The organism is Arthrobacter sp. StoSoilB22 (assembly GCF_019977315.1).
Taxonomy (GTDB): Bacteria; Actinomycetota; Actinomycetes; order Actinomycetales; family Micrococcaceae; genus Arthrobacter.
Window position 1 is genome coordinate 4,480,612 of the sequence record NZ_AP024652.1, and the last position, 13,403, is coordinate 4,494,014.

The window sequence follows — 13,403 nt, forward strand, 5'->3', positions numbered from 1 at the left end:
TCCTCAAGAATAGTTCCATCATGGAGATAAATTGAAGTCCGCTAGGGTTCTGCCGTGCTCAACGCCTCAGCGCGTGCTCGGACAGGAAGTCGAACGTCTTGTCCCGCGCCTCACGGGCCTCGGCAAAGTTCAAATGGAACTGATACTCATGAGGTAGCTCGGGCTGGTGAGTGGCCGGCCAGAACAGCTCGGTCACCGGAACTCCCGCATCCTTCAGCCGGTTGCTGTAGGGAACCGACTGGAGCCACGTGAGCCCGTCACCATTGCCGCCGCTGATGAACGTGGGAGGGAAGTCGTCGGTCACGAAATCGATGGTGGACATGGTGGCCCCGGCGTAGGTAGCGGACCAGTCCTTGGTGCCCGTGTAGGCCCACAGTGACGTCTTGAATCCCCAGGCCACAATCCCGTTGAGATCCGCCATGGCCCTGAGGTCGTACACGCCGCAATGCAGGATGGTGGCAGCCAGATCCGATTTCTGGAGCGCGGGCTCAATTCCCATCAGATTGGCATACCCGGGGTTTACGGTGAGCGTGGTCATCTGGCTGGCGAGCTGGGCGCCGGCGGAGTCACCGGCCAGAACTATGCGGCTGGCGTCCACGTTCAGCTCGGCGGCATTGGCCTTGATATAGGCGAGAGCTTCGTTGATGTCCCGCACCGCCGTGGGGTAGGTGGCCTCCGGTGCAATGGGGTAACTCATGCCGATGGTGGTGTAGCCCTCGGCGGCGATGATCTTCAGGTACGGATTCACGTCGCGCTGCGCTCCTGAAATCCACGCGCCACCGTGAATCCACACCACAGTGGGAAGTGCCGCCGTGGTGCCTTGAGGACTAAAGACATCAAAGGTGGATCCGGGCTTGTAGACCACCCCTTCTTGGGTTTGCAGCGGCGTATCCGGAACGTATGGAGTCATTTCGTCAATGGTTGCCTGTGCTCCGCGCTCAAAAACAGCACGGATCAGCAGCGCCGAGGGCCACGGAGTAGCCGAAAGTGCCAGCGCGACTACCAACACCAGCAGGATCGCCAACTCAAGCTTCCGTCGCCGCGCGGAGCGCTTTCGCTTGGTGCTGGAACGTAGGCCCGTACGTGCCTGCTCATCCTGCCTCGTACTGGCTTGGTTCGATTCCAACGGCCCCATCACACACTCCCCCGGTCGGCGTACCTCTGGACCATGCTAAGGCGGAGGGTCGTCCCCGAGGGTCAGGACAGCGGCCGCGCCGCCGCCAGCGGAACCCCTCGCCGCCGTCGAACGTCATAACGACCATCCACCGCGTGTAACCCTCGACGCGTTCTAGCGCCTGCGGTCACTTTTGAGCCAGAGTGTAGGGGTGCACTCACATCGGCGCGCCCACCGCCTATCCGCCCCGCACGAAAGAAGACCATGACACACCAAACAATCGCCCCTCTGGACGGCGTCCGGGTTCTGGAGCTCGGCAACTACATCGCCGCGCCCACGGCAGGCAGGCTGCTGGCCGACTTCGGAGCTGAAGTCATCAAGGTGGAGCGGCCCGGAACCGGCGACGAACTACGCAACTGGCGCCTGCACAAGGGCAACACGTCCATGCTGTACCGCACCCTGAACCGCAACAAAAAGTCAGTGGTCCTGGATCTCCGCACGGATGCGGGCAAGCAGGCAGTGCTGGAGCTCGTGGCCAAATGCGACATCCTTCTGGAGAACTTCCGTCCCGGCACCCTGGAAAGGTGGGGTTTGGGGCCCGAGGTTCTCAACGACGCGAACCCGGACCTCATCGTCACCCGCATTTCCGCCTTCGGGCAGACGGGACCGCTGTCGCAGCGGCCTGGTTTCGCCGCCGTCGCCGAAGCCTACGGAGGGTTCCGCAACCTGGTAGGCGACCCGGACCGCGCGCCGGTGCGGGTGGGCGTCTCCATCGGAGACTCAATCGCGGGCCTGTACGCCGCCTTCGGTTCCATGATGAGCCTGTACCAGCGTGAAGCACGACGCCGGGACTCGGCTGGCGCTGTTCCGCTCACCGAGCGCATCATCGACGTCGCGTTGAACGAGGCCATGTTCTCCATGATGGAGTCACTGATCCCTGACTACCAGGCATACGGCGTGGACCGGCAGCGCGTCGGTGGCCGCATGGAGGGCATCGCTCCGTCCAACGCCTACGTGTGCAAGGACGGCGCGAGCATTGTGGTGGCCGGTAACGGGGATTCGATCTACCAGCGGTACATGCAGACCATTGGTCGCCCTGACCTCGCAGAAGACCCTTCCCTGCAGACAAACGCCGGGCGCTGGGCCAAGCGTGAAGAGTTGGACCAGGCCATCGGCGAGTGGGCAGCCACGCTGTCAGGCGCCGAGGCCCTCGAAGCCCTCGAAGCCGCCGGTGTTCCCGCCGGTCCCATCTACACCGCGGCGGACATCAGCACGGACAGCCAGTACGCCGCCCGCAACATGATCCAGAAGTTCGACGTTTCCACCGGCGAGGAAATCCTCCCCGGCGTCGGATTCCCCGGCATTGTTCCCGTGATCGGAGACCAGTCCCTGCCCATCCGAAACCTCGGCCCCGACCTGGGCGAAAACACGCAGGAAATCCTTGGCGGACTCCTCACCATGGATGCAGCGCAGATCAATGCGGCTTCCGGCCGCGAGGAGGCCCTCCGACCATGAACCGCTTCGAAAGCCCCCTGGCATCCACGCTGGGCAACGCCATCCTCAGGGATGTCACCCTGCGCGACGGACTCCAACTCACCGGCAAACTCCTGCCCACGGACCAGAAGATCGAAACAGTCCGCGAGCTGCTGCGCCTCGGCGTCCCCGCCATCGAACTTGGCTCCATGGCCCGCGCCGACCTTGTCCCCACCATGGCCAACACACTCGAAGTAGTCCGGGCCCTCACCCCCGAAGAACTGGAGAAATGCTGGATCTGGGTAGCCACACCAGGCCACGTAGCCAAAGCGTCTGCCGCTGGTGCGCGGAATTTCCAGTACTGCCTGTCAGCCTCCGACTCCCACAACAAGGCCAACATCGGGCGGACCACTGATGAGAGCCTGGCCGCCCTGCCCGAAGCTGTTGCGTACACTCGCGCAGTGAACGGCCAGATCCAGCTGTGCATCGCAACGTCCTTCACCTGCCCGTTCGAAGGTTACGTTCCGGAGGAGCGCATTCTTTCGATCGCCAACGACCCCCGGGCCGAGGGCACCACGGACATCGTCATCTGCGACACCCTGGGGCAAGCCATTCCAGCGCAGGTAGCCCGCCTGATCACCCGGGTCCGGGACGAGTCCCCCGCCCGGCGAATCGTCTATCACGGCCACGACACCTGGGGCCTGGGCGTGGCCAACACACTTGCCGCCATCCAAGCCGGTGCCGCAATGGTGGACGGGGCCCTCGGCGGACTGGGCGGCTGCCCGTTCGCACCCGGCGCCAGCGGCAACACCTCCAGCGAGGACATCCTCTTCGCAACCCGGCCCGAGTGGCTCACCCCGGATGTTTTCGGGGAGCTCGTAGTCCTGTCCGAGAAGCTGCTTGCCGAACTGGGCGAACCGAACCGCTCCAAGGCAGCCCAAGGCGCGAGGTCCAAGGCAGCGGCCTTTGACTGGGTTAAGCCGTCGCGCTACACCACCTAGTCCTACCTGCCTGCCCCACCAGCGGCCATCAGTTCGAGGCGCTTCAAGGTCTCCCGGTTCCGGACCCCGATGACAGGATCCCGCAGGACCTTGGGAACCACTTTTCCCGGCCCACGCACGGCGTCTTCGGCAATGGAAACACGGCACTGATGGCCACCCAAATCTTCAAGGGTGATCACTATTTTCGCTTCACCCATGGGCCATCCCCGGGCAAGCAGCTCCAGCTTACGGCCGGTCTCCACGGCGGTGACACTGGTGCTGTCATCGATGAGGAAGGGCCAAGAGCCCACGGAATGATGCAGCTTGGCACCTGGCTGGGGCCATGCCGCGTCCACGGAGCGGATTCGGGAGGCACCCACCACCCAGCCTGTATAGAGCCAGCCATCCTCGATCACTTTCCATACGTCCGCGGCGGGGCTTTTGAACAACTGGGTCACTATGGACATGGTGGTCCTCTCTGCGTGCTCACCAGGATGGCTTGATTAACCTAAGCATGCTTAGCGTCAGCATGTCACAGGGGCATTAAGGAGTGGGCTTGCTCGCCTTGCCATCCAACCAGAGAGTGTACGATTCGTCGCGGTGCGTGCCGTCCGATCCCACATGCTTGCTGTCAATCCGCGGCCCCTTCTTGATGACATGCACCAACGCCATTCCGTGACCGCGTCCAAGATCGTAGTCCGCTTTGAGCCATTCAAGAATCGCCCCGGCCTTCACCGAAGGGTCTTTGAAGCCCTTGGTGTCTGCTATTTCAACCAACTGACGCGGAGTGAGGCCGGTCTTGTCTTCAATAGCGTCAAGGTAAGCCTGGAATGACATCAGGGTGGCCTTTCGTCCGGAAATCAACGAGCAGAATTCTGCGTGCGTGCGGTCATCTTACCCAGCTCAAGGCAACAGATCATGCCCATGTAGGCTGGGATCGGCAAAATGGGGGAATCAGTGGCTGAACCGGGCAAAACTCAAACACGTCCGCGCTTAGGATGCTTTGCCGTGCTCCTTATTGGAGTGGTCTTGTTTGCATGGGTGTGCTCCATCCTCTGGACAGGAATAGACGAGGGCGCCGTTCCACCGGATTCAGCATTTCCCTCGATTCCCGGCCCCAGTCAACCGAGGGCTGTTTCCACTGAATGTGGATCGGGTGGTTGTTGGCGGGAAATGGCAGTAGAGGTCGAAGCACCGCATACTGCCGAATCCCTGGCAGCCGAAATGGGCCTGGCTTCGGACCGTTGCGGGGCAGCAAACTTGTGGACTCTAAGAAAAACCTGCACCGGAATCGCCCACAGCAGTGCGGGGAAGCTATGGATCTCCTTGTCATATTCGCCTCTTATTTCAGAGTACTAGCCGCGAAGCGGATACCGGGCAAGAGCGGACCGCGGAAGGGCTCCAACTGGTTGGCCCGGAGCCTCCTACTCGTCCGCGCCCCTACACTGATCGCATGACGTGCCGGCGGTGGCTTTTCCTTGCGGCGGGTCTGGCTCTGGCCATGACCATGCCATTTCTGGCCGCCTGCAGCTCCGGCAGTACCGGCTCTCCCTCCGGCAGCGGGAGTACCCAGACCGTGGCTGTGGAGATCAACCAGTCCCGGGACCAATACGGAAAACAGGCCATCCTGCTGCAGCTCACCAACACCACGGATTCGCCAATAACTGTGACTGTGGCGCAGCTGCAATCCCCGCTGTTCCAAGGTGACATCGCCTGGAAGCCTTCTGCTGGCGGCCTCGAACTGCCACCCCGTCAGCCGAAGAGCCTGCCCGCAATACTGCCCGCGGCCGCCTGCGAAGTATCAGAAGGCACAACAACAGCACTTAACGCCAGGATCACCTACGCAGAACCGGGCAAGGAGCCCGTGGAGGCCAGCACCAACGCTTCCGATCCCTTCGGCGTCCTTTCCAGAAACGCCGGCGAGCTGTGCCTGGCATCGGAGGCCGCCGCCGTCGCTGTCATGGTCCTGGACCCCGCGCTGGAGGTTGCCGCTGACGGCCGCACCGCCGTCGTACGCCTTCTCATCACGCCGGCCACGCCGGGGACTGACCCGGGAAGCCTTACTATCGAGTCATTTGAGGAGACCACCTTGCTGGCGCAATCTCCGGCAGACCCCTGGCCGGCACATCTCGCCGTGGGCGCGCGCAAACAGGAACTACCTCTTACTATCCGGCCCGCCCGCTGCGATCCCCACGCTGTTGCTGAAGACAAGGTGGGCACCCTCCTGCCGCTGAGGGTGACCGTTGGTGACCGGAGGGGCGTGCTGAAGATTGCGGCCTCGAATGAACTGCGCGGCCGGATTTATGACTTCGTTACGGCCGCCTGTGCCCCGGCAGGCTAGAGGTGCCTAGCCGAGGGTAGCCAACGCCCCGGGAGCACACTCCACCCTGACCTTGACGTTAGCCTCCACGGACTTGACCTCGCCGTCCATTTGATACGGCAGCGGCTTGAGCGTGGTGAATTCATAGCTGCTCACGCTCGGCTGATCACCAAGGCCCTGGGTGGTGGCCTTTAGCGCGGTCAGCAGAACACGCCACTTGGGCATGTGCGGAAAAGTGATGACTTCAAACTTTCCGTCGGACGGGTGATCCTCTGCCTCACTCAAAGTGGCGTACTTGGCCATTTCATTGATGTTGGCGAACACCAGGCTGTCGAACTTCCGGCGCTTTCCATCCGCCAGGCGGATGCCGAAAGGCTCGAACTTGGAAAAGGTCTGGATCACGGTGACCATTTCCTTGAGAGCGCCCTTACTGCCCTTTTCCAGTTCAGTGGCCACCACCGGGGTCAGGCCGAATCCGATGTAGGAATGCGCGTATTCATAGGGCGCATCATCATTCTGACCCGTGTGAATCCGAAGAAGATCGATGTTGTGGACGCGGCCCTCCACAATGGCCTCTTCCAACGGCTTGGTGCCAATGATCCGGCTATGGTCGTTGGCGTTGCCTGCAGCCAAAACCGCGGAAACGGCTCGCGGATTCTCCGCCTGCATGACGCCGTTGACAACCTCGTTGTACCCCCCATCGCCGCTGACGGAGACCACCAGGACGTCGCCGCCCTTTGAGGCCGCCTCACGCGCCAGGTCCACAGCATGCCCGGCATGCTCAGTGGGCTGAAGTGTAATTTCGGACTGGTACGTGAGCAGCTGCTCGAGCTTGTCGTGCAGCTGCTGCGCGAGCTCAGGTGCGTCCCCGGTGCTGTTGGGGTTGAAGATGATGACAATCGACTCAAAGGTCCGTGCAGTATCCATATGTGCTCCTCCTAGATGCGCCCGCTTAACTTCTACCCAATGCGCTGGGCGTCAATCAGGTGCCGGTGGAGTGAGTGAGGTAGGGGCGGCCAGCCCTCATGTGCCCGTCCAGCTCTTTGAGTTTGCCACGATAGGCGGCCACGGAGAAGTCGGGCACTAACCACACGCCTTTACGCAGGTCCACAACACCGCGCTGCGTAGACCAAATAGATGGTGTGAACGGACCAAACCCCCTGGCCCGTTCACACTATTTAGACGATTGGCGTGAACCTGCCGCGATGTCTCAAGGCAGGCAGTGAAGCCTGAAAAGGGATCTGTGGAAAAGCTTGAGTCGTCCTTCTTGTCCGCCCGGTACTGGCCGCAGCTAGACGGGCTCCGAACCGTCAGCATCGCAATAGTCCTCGTCTCTCACATGAGCGACCCCCACATCTGGGGATTTCTCAACGGGTCAATGGGAGTGACTCTCTTCTTTGTGATCAGCGGTTTCCTGATCACATCGCTCCTGATCCGCGAGGAACGCCGGCGTGGCCGGGTGTCGATCTTTCAGTTCTATGTAAGAAGGGCCTTTCGCATCCTGCCGCTTTATTACATTGCGCTTTCAACGGCCGCAGTGGGCGTCTTCGTGTTCGGCCTGGGTGAGGGTCCGGTCAAATTTGCGGAGCGGTTACCGCTCCTGGCAACGTTCAATGGGGATCTCGCCAGCGGTGGCAGCTTTGTCCACAGTTGGTCGCTTGGCATCGAGGAAAAGTTCTACATCGTGTGGCCGTTCCTCATGTTCGCCATACCGCTGATAAGAAGGCATCGACTGGCCACGGCCAGCGTTTTGCTCGTCCTCGCCTCCGCGGCCAGTTACTGTGAAGGTGCGCGATACTTCGGGATTTACACCGCCATTCTTGCCGGTTGCGTCCTTGGCCTCACCATGCACACCCACCGGGGATTCAAGATGGTGTCAAAGCTCGCGCACCCCGGAGTGGCTGCCGCGCTCATACCTGTAGCTATCACCGCCTACATTCTTGACCCGGTCCTCCCCGGCGGCGCCGAGAGCGGCAATGCGCACGTCCTGTTCTCCTTCACCGTTGCGCTTCTTTTCCCTTCATTCATCCTTGCTACCTCGCCCCTCACAAGGTTGCTGAGCTGGAAGCCTGTCGCTTTCCTGGGGACCAGGACGTATGCGATCTACCTTTTCCACCCTTTCTGCATCGACGTGGTGAGCATGGCTATCCCTGCTGACCAACGAAATTTTGGGCTCGCTATTGTCAGGCTGGTCCTGGCCGCCGCCATGTCATTCGGTGTTGCAGAGGTACTGGCCCGTACCGTCGAACAGCCGCTGATTCTGTTAGGGAAGCGGTTGACATCCACCTCGAGGCGCACGACTGCCCTGTACTCAGTACCCGCCAACAAGGCCTAAACAGGCATCTCTTCTTCTCCGCCGCGAAGTGGGCAGCAACTTTGGCTATCAGAGGGTGACGCAATCCCGCCGGTAGGGTTGCACCATGGGGAAGGTATTGGAGGCCGAAAGGCTGCTGGTTGGCTATGCCGGGTCTCCGGTTTGCGGCGAAGTGACCGCGACGGTGGACGCTGGTGAAGTCCTGGGAATGGTAGGCGTCAACGGCGCCGGAAAGTCCACGGTGGCCCGGACCATTGCGGGACGGCAGAGCGCCCTGGCCGGAGACATCAAGGTCCACGGCCTCCTCATCGATCCGGACGCGGTACCGTTCCGTCGGCACGTCTCCGCAGTTTTCGACAACGATCTCTTCTTCCCGTCCCTCACAGTCCGCGAGCATTTGCTCCTCATTGCCCGTGGGCACTCCCTGGATGACCCCGAAGCTCGCGTTGAAGAAGAACTGGACTTCTTTGGGCTCCTGGGCAGGGCCCACGCCATTCCGGATGCGTTGTCCTCCGGCCAGCGCCGCAGGTTACTGCTTGCCTCCGGGCTCATCCGCCCGTCGTCGCTCCTTATCCTGGATGAGCCGGAACAGCGGCTGGATCCCACAATGCGCGACGCCCTGGGTGATCGAATCGCCGCGCATGCCCAAGACGGTGGTGCCGTGGTCCTGGTGACCCACGATCCGCAACTGCTGCTCGCCACGGCCACCACGTGTTTGGTCATTGGCGAGGAAGTCCAGGAGTTTCACCCCGAGCAGGGGGCCTCGATCATTGCCGGATCCTGACGTGCTTGCCCTTGAACGTTCCCCGCAATACCGGGAGCTGGCCTCGGACATTGTCCGCTTCACCCGCCAATCCGCCCGGCGCTACAAACGCAACCGGATCTCGTGGGGAACCCGCTTCGTTGACGCCTACAGCTGGGGACTCGGCATAGGTGTTTCCCTGACCATTGCGGCCTCGTTCGTCCTGGCGCTGCGCAACGAAATCGCGGAGAGGACATCACCGCAGAACAGCATCATCCGGGCCCAATGGGTGGTGCTGCCGGAGTCCTTGCTGTGGACGTCCATCACACTCGCGGCCCTCCTGGTCATCAGCAACCTTGCCCGGAAGCTTGGACCGATATCAGTGAACGGAGCAGAGAGCACTTGGTGGCTCACGCTCCCCGTCGACCGCCGGCCCATGGTTCTGCCACCCTTCATTCGCAGGGTGGCCCTTACCGCAGCCGGATCAACCATCATCTACCTGCCCTTCAGCATGGTGACCGCTGTTGACCGTGCTCCTGGCGAACACGTTCTTGCCGCACTCACCTTCGGAGCTGCGGGTTCCATCGCGGTGACTCTAGCCGCCTTTCAGCAGCTTGCCCTACTGAGTCCGCGGCTTGGCAAGACAATTGCGACGGCGGGAGTTCTTGCGTGCTCTGTCCTTCCGGCGTTCTCATCCTCTCCGTGGCCCACAGCACTGGCGACCGTTGCCGCCGTCGGGCTCCTTGCCGTGGTGGTGCCGCGCGCCGGCCAGGTGCGGGGAGACGAACTGGTACGCGGCGGCGCCGTTGCCGGGCACGCCGGTGCGTCGCTGTTCATGATGGACTCCAACGAGGTGCTCAGAGCTCTGGGCGGCAATCGTAAGAGGATCGACGGCGGCAGGGCAGCCCGCTTCTACGCCCGCCCCACGCGGGGCCCACTGAGGGCGCTGATCCGTGCTGACGCCGTGGCCTTCATCAGGCTCAATCCCCCGGTGACGCCGCCGGTCCTGTGGCTCACCGCCTGCATCGCCATACTGCTGGTGAAGGGTGGCCTACCCGAGTTCGCACAGTTGACGGTGATCGTGATCGCAGGGTGTGCCACGGCTTCCGGACTGGGCGGTGTGGCCCGCAAAACGGCATTGGTCCCTGAACTCGACGCAATGCTTCCGCTGCATCCGGCACTTGTGCGAACAAGCCGGACACTGATGCCGTGCGTGGCGATGTCCGTGTGGATGGCTGTGCTCTGCAGTCTGTTGGTGCTGCTCGGGGCTGCGAACCCTGCCTTGATAGGCGTTGGTGCCCTGGCCGGGGTCGGGATGGGTGCCGGGACACTCCGCGCAGCCACCAGGACCCCACCCGACTGGACCGCCCCGCCGGTGGAGACCCCCTTCGGGCCGGTACCGCGGGCCCAACTCGGCTCCCTGATGCGCGGGCTGGACGTGACCGTCCTGGCCATGGTTCCGATGCTGCTGGCCCTGTACCTTGGCTACGTACCGACGTCCGTTGTTGCTGTCCAGGCGGCCTTCAGTGCCGGCATCTTCCTGCTGGTTGTCCTGACACGCCCCAAGCGCTCCTAGCAGCGCTTAGAGCAGCACCGTGCCTTCGATGCACGTGACTGAGGCACCGCCCACCCAGATTTCGCCATCCTCCGCCCTGACGTGAATACGGCCAGCCCTGCCCAGGACAGTACCTTGGGCGGCAACATACTCGCGGGGAGCCCGGCCGCTGCCGATCAGCCACTGGGCCGCACCGGCATTGAAACTTCCCGTGACCGGGTCCTCCACCATGGCGTCGCCGGGAATGAACGTACGCACCTCGAAGTCGATGCCGGCCCCGGGCTTGTGGGGGCCAATGATCCCGACCTTCAGGTCACCCATGGCAGCGAGATCCGGCTCCACGGCCAGGACCTGCTCAGCCGAACCGAGGAGCACGCCGATCCACGTGGGTCCGTTGACCAGCCACGACGCATCCAGCAGGGCATCCTCGGGCAGCTGCAGGCCGGCAGCGAGCTGCGCCCGCGTATTCTCATCCACCGGACCGAAGCGGGTCAGCGGTGGCGCAGCGAAAGCCAAGCGACCGGCGTCGTGCTTTACTCGCACCAAACCCGCGCCGCACTCCTGAACCACAACGCCGCCAGTCTTGGGCACTCCCCCGGCCTGCAGCCACGTGTGCGCCGAGCCCAACGTAGGGTGGCCAGCGAAAGGGAACTCCTCGCTGCCCGTGAAGATCCGCACCTTATAGTCCGCTTCGGGGTGGGTGGGAGGGAACAGGAACGTCGTCTCGGAGAGGTTGGTCCAGTTGGCGAAGTGTTGCATCACTTCCGTGCTGAGGCCTAGGGCATCCACCACCACCGCGAGCGGATTGCCAAGGTACGGGACCTCAGAGAAGACGTCTACTTGGTGGAACGGGCGAATACGCAGGGCTTCTGAAGTCACCGCTGAAGGCTATCACCGGGGTGCTGACCCGATATGCTGACGCACCCGTGGCGCGTCTGCCACACTACCCCTATGGCAGAGAACAAGACCCAACCCACGGACGTCTCCGTGGAAGAATTCCTGGCCGCGGTGGAACACCCCAAGCGGCGCGAGGACGGCTTTGAATTGCTGGAAATGATGCGCGACATCACCGGCCAGGAAGCCGTCATGTGGGGCCCGTCAATCGTCGGCTTCGGTAGCTATCACTACAAGTACGAGAGCGGCCGCGAGGGTGACTCAGCCGCCGTCGGGTTCTCTCCGCGCAAGACCAACCTGGCGCTGTACGGACTCACTTACAGTCCCGATGCAGACCGTTTGCTACCCGAACTCGGCAAGCACAAGACCGGCGCCGCCTGCCTCTACGTCAACAAGCTCGATGACGTGGACCGGGGTGTGCTCGCAGAGATGATCCGAACCGGCTACAAGCACGTCATGGAGGAGATCAACACACCGTAATCCCCCGCCAGTTGGGGGGAAGCAAAAGACCCCCACCACCGGAATTCGGTAGCGGGGGCCTTCCTTGCAGTCAGAGACTACTTGCTAGCAACGACCTCGAGGTCGATGACAGCAGAAACATCCTCGTGCAGGCGAACGTTGGCCGTGTACGAACCGACAGACTTGATGTGGTTCGGCAGTTCAACGTTGCGCTTGTCGATGGCGCCGAGGCCAGCGGCCTCAACAGCAGCAGCGACATCAGCAGGCTTGACGGTGCCGAAGAGACGACCGGACTCGCCGGCCTTCACCTCGAGCTTGACCTTCTTGGAGGACAGAGCCTGAGCCTGTGCCTGTGCAGCTTCAACAGAAGCGTGCGCACGAGCGGCGCGGGCAGCCTTGATGGTCTCAACCTGCTTCTCGCCACCCTTGGTCCAGGTCAGAGCGAAGCCGCGGGGGAGCAGGAAGTTACGTGCGTAACCGTCCTTGACCTCCACAACATCGCCAGCAGCACCGAGGCCGGTTACTTCGTGGGTCAGAATGAGCTTTGCCATGTTAGTTAATCCCTTCCTTAGCCGCGGCCAGCGCCGGAGTAAGGCAGCAGAGCAACTTCGCGGGCGTTCTTGATTGCCTGGGCGATCTTGCGCTGTTCCTGAACGGTAACGCCAGTGACGCGACGAGCGCGGATCTTTCCGCGGTCGGAGATGAACTTGCGCAGCAGTGCTACGTCCTTGTAGTCGATGACAGTGATGTCAGCGGCCTTCAAGGGGTTGGACTTTGGTTTGGGCTTACGGAGTTCAGCCTTAGCCATCGTGGAGCTCCTTTTCTATGGAGCCCGTGGATATTGATCCACGGGATGGTGGTGTTCGACGGCGGTTGTCACCATGGTGCCTTCCGGCACTTACGGTGAGTGTCCGGCGTCGGACGTTTATTTGGTGTTTAGAAGGGAGGTTCGGAATCCGGGCCATTGCCCCAGCCGCCAGCATTGCTGACACCGGGCGTCGCCCAAGGATCATCCTGCTGTTGTGCGGGCTGGTTGCCGCCCCAGGTTCCACCGGAGTTGCCGCCGCCCTGGTTTCCACCAGGAGCGCCTCCTCCGAAGCCACCGGAATTACCGGCGTTACCGCCACCGAAGCCACCCTGGCCACCGCCGGAGCGCTGGGTACGGTTGACCTTGGCGTTTGCGTAACGCAGGCTCGGGCCGATTTCATCGACCTCAAGCTCGATTACGGTGCGCTTCTCGCCTTCTTTTGTCTCGTAAGAACGGCTCTTCAAACGGCCGGAAACGATGACGCGCATGCCCTTGGTAAGGGACTCGGCCACGTTCTCGGCTGCTTCGCGCCATACCGATGCGCGGAGGAACAGGGTTTCCCCGTCCTTCCACTCATTGGACTGGCGGTCAAAGGTCCGGGGAGTAGAAGCGATGGTGAAGTTCGCTACTGCTGAGCCAGACGGGGTGAACCGCAGCTCGGGGTCATTGGTGAGATTACCGATGACCGTAATAGTGGTTTCGCCTGCCATCTACTGCCTCCTTGTTCGTTCCTGCGGGTTAAAG

15 protein-coding genes are annotated in these 13,403 nt (G+C 62.2%); 7 read left to right on the top strand and 8 right to left on the bottom strand.

The genetic code is table 11. The annotated features are described in order from the left end of the window. Positions 1–58: 58 nt before the first annotated feature. A complete protein-coding gene (locus LDN70_RS20775; protein ID WP_223941296.1) occupies positions 59–1,135 on the bottom strand; it encodes an alpha/beta hydrolase in 1,077 nt (358 codons plus the stop codon). Between the two features lie 243 nt (positions 1,136–1,378). On the opposite strand from LDN70_RS20775, the gene LDN70_RS20780 reads away from it, so the two are divergent. Next, positions 1,379–2,629 carry a CaiB/BaiF CoA transferase family protein gene (locus LDN70_RS20780; protein ID WP_223941297.1) on the top strand — a complete coding sequence of 417 codons (1,251 nt, stop codon included), beginning with the start codon at positions 1,379–1,381 and terminating at the stop codon, positions 2,627–2,629. Beyond that, positions 2,626–3,588, top strand: a complete 963-nt coding sequence (locus tag LDN70_RS20785; RefSeq protein ID WP_223941298.1) for a hydroxymethylglutaryl-CoA lyase-like TIM-barrel protein — start codon at positions 2,626–2,628, stop codon at positions 3,586–3,588. Before LDN70_RS20780 ends, LDN70_RS20785 begins: the two co-directional genes overlap by 4 nt. Before the next feature lie 2 nt (positions 3,589–3,590). Here LDN70_RS20785 and LDN70_RS20790 read toward each other — a convergent pair whose 3' ends face one another. Both LDN70_RS20790 and LDN70_RS20795 read right to left on the bottom strand, forming a co-directional pair. After that, a complete protein-coding gene (locus LDN70_RS20790; protein ID WP_142937350.1) occupies positions 3,591–4,034 on the bottom strand; it encodes an SRPBCC family protein in 444 nt (147 codons plus the stop codon). Positions 4,035–4,110: 76 nt separating this feature from the next. After that, positions 4,111–4,404 (bottom strand): DUF4287 domain-containing protein, encoded by a 294-nt coding sequence (locus tag LDN70_RS20795; protein ID WP_142937349.1) that lies wholly within the window; start codon positions 4,402–4,404, stop codon positions 4,111–4,113. Positions 4,405–5,020: 616 nt separating this feature from the next. Here LDN70_RS20795 and LDN70_RS20800 point away from each other — a divergent pair. Beyond that, on the top strand, positions 5,021–5,908 hold the full coding sequence (locus tag LDN70_RS20800) for a hypothetical protein (RefSeq protein ID WP_223941299.1): 888 nt from the start codon (positions 5,021–5,023) through the stop codon (positions 5,906–5,908). Between the two features lie 6 nt (positions 5,909–5,914). Here the strand turns inward: LDN70_RS20800 and LDN70_RS20805 are convergent, their stop codons facing one another. Beyond that, positions 5,915–6,814, bottom strand: coding sequence for a diacylglycerol/lipid kinase family protein (locus tag LDN70_RS20805; protein WP_223941300.1), 900 nt, complete (start codon positions 6,812–6,814; stop codon positions 5,915–5,917). Between the two features lie 412 nt (positions 6,815–7,226). On the opposite strand from LDN70_RS20805, the gene LDN70_RS20810 reads away from it, so the two are divergent. The 3 genes from LDN70_RS20810 to LDN70_RS20820 all read left to right on the top strand — a co-directional run bounded on the left by LDN70_RS20810 (position 7,227) and on the right by LDN70_RS20820 (position 10,519). Further along, positions 7,227–8,222, top strand: a complete 996-nt coding sequence (locus LDN70_RS20810) for an acyltransferase family protein (RefSeq protein WP_286198870.1) — start codon at positions 7,227–7,229, stop codon at positions 8,220–8,222. A gap of 85 nt (positions 8,223–8,307) precedes the next feature. Then, positions 8,308–8,985 (top strand): ABC transporter ATP-binding protein, encoded by a 678-nt coding sequence (locus tag LDN70_RS20815; protein ID WP_223941301.1) that lies wholly within the window; start codon positions 8,308–8,310, stop codon positions 8,983–8,985. 1 nt (position 8,986) lies between these two features. Further along, a complete protein-coding gene (locus tag LDN70_RS20820; protein WP_223941302.1) occupies positions 8,987–10,519 on the top strand; it encodes a DUF6297 family protein in 1,533 nt (510 codons plus the stop codon). A gap of 6 nt (positions 10,520–10,525) precedes the next feature. Here LDN70_RS20820 and LDN70_RS20825 read toward each other — a convergent pair whose 3' ends face one another. Beyond that, entirely contained in the window at positions 10,526–11,377 is an 852-nt protein-coding gene (locus LDN70_RS20825; RefSeq protein WP_223941303.1) for a PhzF family phenazine biosynthesis protein, read from the bottom strand. Positions 11,378–11,449: 72 nt separating this feature from the next. Here LDN70_RS20825 and LDN70_RS20830 point away from each other — a divergent pair, with 72 nt between their 5' ends. Beyond that, on the top strand, positions 11,450–11,872 hold the full coding sequence (locus LDN70_RS20830) for a DUF1801 domain-containing protein (RefSeq protein ID WP_223941304.1): 423 nt from the start codon (positions 11,450–11,452) through the stop codon (positions 11,870–11,872). A 77-nt stretch (positions 11,873–11,949) separates the two neighbouring features. Here LDN70_RS20830 and rplI read toward each other — a convergent pair whose 3' ends face one another. The 3 genes from rplI to LDN70_RS20845 form a co-directional block, all read right to left on the bottom strand. Then, the gene (rplI, locus tag LDN70_RS20835) at positions 11,950–12,402 is read right to left on the bottom strand and encodes a 50S ribosomal protein L9 (RefSeq protein WP_142937339.1); all 453 of its coding nucleotides are present in this window, start codon (positions 12,400–12,402) and stop codon (positions 11,950–11,952) included. Between the two features lie 17 nt (positions 12,403–12,419). Continuing rightward, positions 12,420–12,659: a 30S ribosomal protein S18 gene (gene rpsR, locus LDN70_RS20840; RefSeq protein WP_003800144.1), complete on the bottom strand. Its 240-nt coding sequence runs from the start codon at positions 12,657–12,659 to the stop codon at positions 12,420–12,422. 128 nt (positions 12,660–12,787) lie between these two features. Beyond that, the gene (locus LDN70_RS20845; RefSeq protein WP_011776754.1) at positions 12,788–13,369 is read right to left on the bottom strand and encodes a single-stranded DNA-binding protein; all 582 of its coding nucleotides are present in this window, start codon (positions 13,367–13,369) and stop codon (positions 12,788–12,790) included. Between the last annotated feature and the right edge of the window lie 34 nt (positions 13,370–13,403).

Excerpts from the sequence above, each read along its gene's own strand:
- LDN70_RS20775 (WP_223941296.1), bottom strand. The coding sequence starts at position 1,135 with ATGGGGCCGTTGGAATCGAACCAAGCCAGTACGAGGCAGGATGAGCAG.
- LDN70_RS20780 (WP_223941297.1), top strand. The coding sequence starts at position 1,379 with ATGACACACCAAACAATCGCCCCTCTGGACGGCGTCCGGGTTCTGGAG.
- LDN70_RS20785 (WP_223941298.1), top strand. The coding sequence starts at position 2,626 with ATGAACCGCTTCGAAAGCCCCCTGGCATCCACGCTGGGCAACGCCATC.
- LDN70_RS20790 (WP_142937350.1), bottom strand. The coding sequence starts at position 4,034 with ATGTCCATAGTGACCCAGTTGTTCAAAAGCCCCGCCGCGGACGTATGG.
- LDN70_RS20795 (WP_142937349.1), bottom strand. The coding sequence starts at position 4,404 with ATGTCATTCCAGGCTTACCTTGACGCTATTGAAGACAAGACCGGCCTC.
- LDN70_RS20800 (WP_223941299.1), top strand. The coding sequence starts at position 5,021 with ATGACGTGCCGGCGGTGGCTTTTCCTTGCGGCGGGTCTGGCTCTGGCC.
- LDN70_RS20805 (WP_223941300.1), bottom strand. The coding sequence starts at position 6,814 with ATGGATACTGCACGGACCTTTGAGTCGATTGTCATCATCTTCAACCCC.
- LDN70_RS20810 (WP_286198870.1), top strand. The coding sequence starts at position 7,227 with ATGAGCGACCCCCACATCTGGGGATTTCTCAACGGGTCAATGGGAGTG.
- LDN70_RS20815 (WP_223941301.1), top strand. The coding sequence starts at position 8,308 with ATGGGGAAGGTATTGGAGGCCGAAAGGCTGCTGGTTGGCTATGCCGGG.
- LDN70_RS20830 (WP_223941304.1), top strand. The coding sequence starts at position 11,450 with ATGGCAGAGAACAAGACCCAACCCACGGACGTCTCCGTGGAAGAATTC.
- rplI (WP_142937339.1), bottom strand. The coding sequence starts at position 12,402 with ATGGCAAAGCTCATTCTGACCCACGAAGTAACCGGCCTCGGTGCTGCT.
- rpsR (WP_003800144.1), bottom strand. The coding sequence starts at position 12,659 with ATGGCTAAGGCTGAACTCCGTAAGCCCAAACCAAAGTCCAACCCCTTG.
- LDN70_RS20845 (WP_011776754.1), bottom strand. The coding sequence starts at position 13,369 with ATGGCAGGCGAAACCACTATTACGGTCATCGGTAATCTCACCAATGAC.